Below are 5,157 nucleotides of genomic sequence, written 5' to 3'. Positions count from 1 at the left end.
CGGCGGCGGCCGGCCTCGGAGGTGGGCAGTGATCGGGGGGATGAGGCTCCTTCGGCGTCGGGCCTGGCAGGGCTTGGTGCTGCTGGTGGCCGCGCTGGTGCTGAGCTCGTGCGGTTGGAAGGGGATCTCCAATGTGGCGATCCCGGGCGGCCCGGGCAGCGGCGGCGGGTCGTACACCCTCTACGTGCAGATGCCGGACACGCTCGCGATCAACGGCAACAGCAAGGTGATGGTCGCCGACGTGTTCGTCGGCTCCATCAAGGCGATCAACCTGAAGAACTGGGTGGCGACGCTGACGCTGGGCATCGACAAGAGCGTCAAGCTGCCCAAGAACGCCACCGCCAAGATCGGCCAGACCTCGCTGCTGGGCTCGCAGCACGTGGAGCTGGCCGCGCCGCCCAACCCGTCGCCGGAGCTGCTCAAGAACGGCGACACCATTCCGCTGAAGAACTCCTCGGCGTTCCCCACCACCGAGCAGACCCTGGCGAGCCTGTCGCTGATCCTGCGCGGTGGCGGCATCCCCAACCTGGAGGTGCTGCAGAACGAGGTCTTCAACATCTTCAACGGGCGGGGCAACCAGATCCGGGCCTTCCTGGGGAAGCTGGACACCTTCGTCACCCAGGTCAACCAGCAGCGCGATGACATCACCCACGCCATCGACTCCACCAACCGGCTGCTGGCGTACGTGGGTGGCCGGGCCGACGTGCTGGACCGGGTGCTGACCGACATCCCGCCGCTGATCAAGCATTTCGCCGACACCAAGCAGCTGCTGATCAACGCCGTGGACTCGGTGGGACGGCTCAGCCAGGCCGCCGATCAGTACCTCTCGGAGGCGAGGGGGCCCCTGCACCAGGACCTGCAGTCGCTGCAGTGCCCGCTCAGGGAGCTCGGCCGGGCGTCGCCGTATCTGATCGGAGCGCTGAAGCTGATCCTGACGCAGCCCTACGACATCGACACCATTCCGAAGCTGATGCGCGGTGACTACCAGAACATTTCGATCACGCTGGACGTCACCTGGAGCGCAATCGACAACGCGTTCCTGACGGGAACCGGGTTGTCGGGCGCGCTGCGGGCGCTCGAGCAGTCCTACGGGCGGGACCCGGAGTCGATGGTCCCGGACGTCCGCTACACGCCCAACCCGAACGACGCGCCCGGCGGGCCCTTGGTGGAAAGGGCGGACAGGAATTGCTGACTCCCTTCGTCCGACGACAACTGATCGCCTTCGGGATCCTGACGGTGATCTCGATACTCGTGCTCGGCATCTACTATCTGCAGGTTCCGAGCCTGATCGGCATCGGCCGCTACACGCTCAAGGCCGACCTGCCCGCCTCCGGCGGCCTGTACCCGACGGCCAACGTGACCTATCGCGGCATCACCATCGGCAAGGTCACCGACGTCGAGCCCACCGAGAACGGCGCCAAGGCGACGATGAGCATCGACAGCCGCTACAAGATCCCGGTCGACGCGGTCGCGAACGTGCACTCGGTGTCGGCGGTCGGTGAGCAGTACCTGGACCTGGTGTCCACCGGCAACCCGGGCAAGGACCTCGCCGACGGGCAGACCATCACCCACGGCACCGTGCCCAGCGAGATCGGGCCGGCGCTGGACACCGCCAACCGGGGTCTTGCCGTGTTGCCCAAGGAGAAGATCGGCCAGCTGCTCGACGAGACGGCGCAGGCAGTCGGCGGGCTGGGGCCGGCCCTGCAGCGGTTGGTCGACTCCACGCAGGCGATCGTCGGTGATTTCAAGACCAACATCACCAACGTCAACGACATCATCCAGAACTCCGGACCCGTCCTGGACAGCCAGGTGGAATCCAACGCCGCGATCGAGCGGTGGGCGCGCAACCTGAACAACCTGGCCGCGCAGGCCGCGCGGGAGGACAGTCATGTGCGCAGCGTGCTGCGCCAGGCCGCCCCGACCGCCGATCAGGTCAACGAGGTGTTCAACGACGTCCGCGACTCGCTGCCGCAGACGCTGGCGAACCTCGAGGTCGTGTTCGACCTGCTCAAGCGCTACCACACGGGCGTGGAGCAGGTCTTCGTGTTCCTGCCCCAGGGTGCCTCGATCGCGCAGACGGTGGCCGCGCCGTTCCCGAACCAGGCCGCGCTCGACCTGGCGTTGTCGATCAACCAGCCCCCGCCCTGCCTGACCGGCTTCATTCCGGCTGAGGAGTGGCGGTCGCCGGCGGACACCAACCTGGCGCCGTTGCCGTCGGGCACCTACTGCAAGATTCCGATGGAGACACCGGCCAACAGCGTGCGCGGTTCGCGCAACATTCCGTGTACCGACATCCCCGGCAAGCGGGCCGCCACACCGCGGGAATGCCGCGACCCCAGGCCCTACGTTCCGGCAGGTACCAACCCCTGGTACGGCGACCCGAACCAGATCCTGACCTGCCCCGCCCCTGCGGCGCGCTGCGATCAGTCGGTGCGCCCCGGCATGGTGATTCCGGCGCCGTCCGTTAACAACGGCCTCAACCCGGCTCCGTCGGACCGGGTGCCGGGCACGCCGCCGCCGACCAGCGACCCCTTGTCGCGCCCGGGAAGCGGCACGGTGCAGTGCAACGGCCAACAGCCCAACCCGTGTGTCTACACTCCGAGCGGGCCCCCCGCCGCCATCTACAGTCCGCAGAGCGGTGAGCTGGTGGGGCCCGATGGGGTGAAATACTCCGTCGAGAACTCGACGAAAACAGGAGACGACGGATGGAAGGAGATGCTGGCACCGGCCGGCTGAACCCCCCACCCATGCCGAGGTTTCGTCGACTGCGCAAGCCCTCCCAGAGATCAAGTCCCGAGATTCATCAGGAGCCGGCGGCTGCTGACGACGAGACGGCCACGCAGGTGACGGACGAGGAGTCGCCCGACGACGTGGAGTCTCCGGAAGCCACACCCGAACCCGAGTCCGAACCCGAATCCGCCGAGGCCGAAGCCGAATCCGCCGAGGCGCCCGCGGGCGTCGAACGTCGTCCGTCGCGTTTGGGGCGCGGGTGGCTCTCCGGCATCGCCGCGGCGCTGGTGCTGGCCGCCGCCGGCCTCGGGCTCGGTAGCTACTTCGCGATACTCCGTCACCACCAGAGCCAGGTCATCGCGCGCAACGACGCGGCCGCGCTCAAGGCGGCGGTGGATTGTGTGTCGGCGACCCAGGCGCCCGACACCAACGCCATGGTCCAGAGCGAACAGAAGATCATCGAGTGCGGCACCGACGCGTTCCGCTCCCAGGCGCTGCTGTACACCAACATGGTCGTCCAGGCCTATCAGGCCGCGAACGTTCACGTTCAGGTTGCCGATGTGCGTGCGGCGGTGGAGCGCAACAACGACGACGGCTCGGTCGACGTGCTGGTCGCGATGCGCGTCAAGGTCGCAAGCGATCAGTCGCAAAAGGAGACCGGCTACCGCCTGCGGGTGAAGATGGCATACGCCGAAGGGCAGTACCGGATTTCCAAGCTCGACCAGGTGACGAAGTGACGGTGGTGGTCGAGGAGATTCAGGCTCGGGCACACACCACGGCGGCCACACCGGAGTCTCCGCGGGATGCCTTGGCCCCCTGGCACGTTCGCGCGGCCGCGTTCGCCGTCGACGCCGTCCCGTGCGTCGCCGTCGCGGTGACCATGGCGTTGGTCGCCTGGACCGTGGATCAGCATCCGGTGTGGTGGTGGGCCTGCGTCTCGGTCGCCGGCCTCGCCATCCTGCTGATGTTGGTCAACCGGTTGCTGTTGCCGACCGTCACGGGCTGGAGCCTGGGACGCGGGTTGTTCGGAATCGGGGTGGTGCGCCGCGACGGCGCGGCCATCGGGCCGTGGGGATTGCTGCTGCGGGACCTGGCCCACCTGCTGGACACCGTGTCGGTGGTGGGATGGCTTTGGCCGCTGTGGGATTCGCAGCGCCGCACGTTCGCCGACATGCTGCTGGGCACCGAAGTGCGCCGCGTCGAATCCGACGAGGCGCTGCCCAAGTTGCGGCGCTGGACGGCGGTGGCCGTCCTGACCGCGGCGGTGGTGTGTGTCGCCGGCGCCGCGGTGAGCTACCTGGTGGTGTTCTCGCGCGACCGGGCCAGCGATCAAGCCAGGGCGGAGATCCAGGCGCAGGGGCCCAAGATGGTGGCGCAGATGTTGACGTACGACCCAAAGTCGTTGCGCGACGACTTCGCTCGGGCCCGGTCGCTGGCGACCGACAAGTACCGGGGTCAGCTGGCGGCGCAGCAGGACGTGGTCGAGAAGGGCAATCCTGTTGTCAACGAGTACTGGCCCACCGACGGGTCGGTCCAATCCGCCACGCCGGACCGGGCGACGATGCTGCTGTTCCTGCAGGGCCGGCGCGGCGTCGGGCCCGACGAGCGCGCGATCAGCGCCACCGTCCGGGTGGAATTCGCCAAAGGTGCGGACCAACATTGGCGCGTCGACGACCTCACGGTGCTGACCAGGCCGAAACCGCCCGGGAACGGAAAATGAGCCCCCGCCGCAAGTTCGAGCCGGGCGAGGAACCGCTGCTCGTTGAGCGGCCGGTGCCGCCGGGCCGGCCCTGGTGGCAGCCGGCGGCCGGCGTGGCCGCCGCGCTGCTGATGGTCGCGGCGATCGCGGCGTGCACCCTGATGCTGATCTCGCATCAATCGCGGGTGCGCACCGCCGCCAGGGAGCGCCAGGTGCTCAGCTATGTGTCGGGATTCATGGCGCAGTTCACGTCGATCGACCCGTACCATGCCAACGACTATGTGACGCGGGTAATGGCCCAGGCCACCGGCGAATTCGCCAAGCAGTACCACGAGAAGGCCAACGAAATCCTGCTGCAGGTGGCCCGGGCCGAGCCCGCGACCGGCACCGTGCTCGGCGCGGGCCTGGAACGGTGGAACGACGACGGCACCGCCACCGTGATGGTTGCCACCGACGTGACCTCCAAATCGCCGGACGAAAAGCAGGTATTCGACAACACCAATCGTTGGATGGCAACCGTCACGCAGGAAGGGAATCAGTGGAAGATCAGCAACCTGATACAGGTGATCTGACCGCCGACGCGGAGCCCGACGAAAGCGCCGAGCCGACAACTGAATCCGCAGCGAGCGAGGGCGAGGAGGCGGTCGAGACCAAGCCCGCGCGCCGCCCCCGGCGCAAGATCCTGGCCGGCAAGCGGCTCGCCATCTCCATCGCGGTGGCCGCCGTGC

At 68.0% G+C, this 5,157-nt stretch carries 5 protein-coding genes and 1 pseudogene; all 6 read left to right on the top strand.

Annotated elements, in window-relative coordinates; genetic code table 11:
* The first annotated feature begins 40 nt into the window (after window positions 1-40).
* Entirely contained in the window at window positions 41-1,192 is a 1,152-nt protein-coding gene (locus tag A5706_RS10665; RefSeq protein WP_068129963.1) for a virulence factor Mce family protein, read from the top strand.
* Window positions 1,186-2,736: a virulence factor Mce family protein gene (locus tag A5706_RS10660; protein ID WP_068129960.1), complete on the top strand. Its 1,551-nt coding sequence runs from the start codon at window positions 1,186-1,188 to the stop codon at window positions 2,734-2,736. The genes A5706_RS10665 and A5706_RS10660 overlap by 7 nt, the downstream gene beginning before the upstream one ends.
* Window positions 2,706-3,467, top strand: a complete 762-nt coding sequence (locus A5706_RS10655; RefSeq protein WP_068129958.1) for an Mce protein — start codon at window positions 2,706-2,708, stop codon at window positions 3,465-3,467. Before A5706_RS10660 ends, A5706_RS10655 begins: the two co-directional genes overlap by 31 nt.
* Window positions 3,464-4,450: an RDD family protein gene (locus tag A5706_RS10650; protein ID WP_068129957.1), complete on the top strand. Its 987-nt coding sequence runs from the start codon at window positions 3,464-3,466 to the stop codon at window positions 4,448-4,450. The genes A5706_RS10655 and A5706_RS10650 overlap by 4 nt, the downstream gene beginning before the upstream one ends.
* Window positions 4,447-5,001, top strand: coding sequence for a mammalian cell entry protein (locus A5706_RS10645; protein WP_068129954.1), 555 nt, complete (start codon window positions 4,447-4,449; stop codon window positions 4,999-5,001). Before A5706_RS10650 ends, A5706_RS10645 begins: the two co-directional genes overlap by 4 nt.
* Window positions 4,968-5,157 (top strand): annotated as a pseudogene (locus A5706_RS10640) (mammalian cell entry protein); the annotation flags it as partial. The gene A5706_RS10645 and the pseudogene A5706_RS10640, both read left to right, overlap by 34 nt.

The organism is Mycobacterium sp. E796, from assembly GCF_001672815.1.
Lineage (GTDB): Bacteria > Actinomycetota > Actinomycetes > Mycobacteriales > Mycobacteriaceae > Mycobacterium.
Note: the sequence above shows the minus strand (reverse complement) of the source record. Positions and strands in the feature narration are given on the sequence as shown.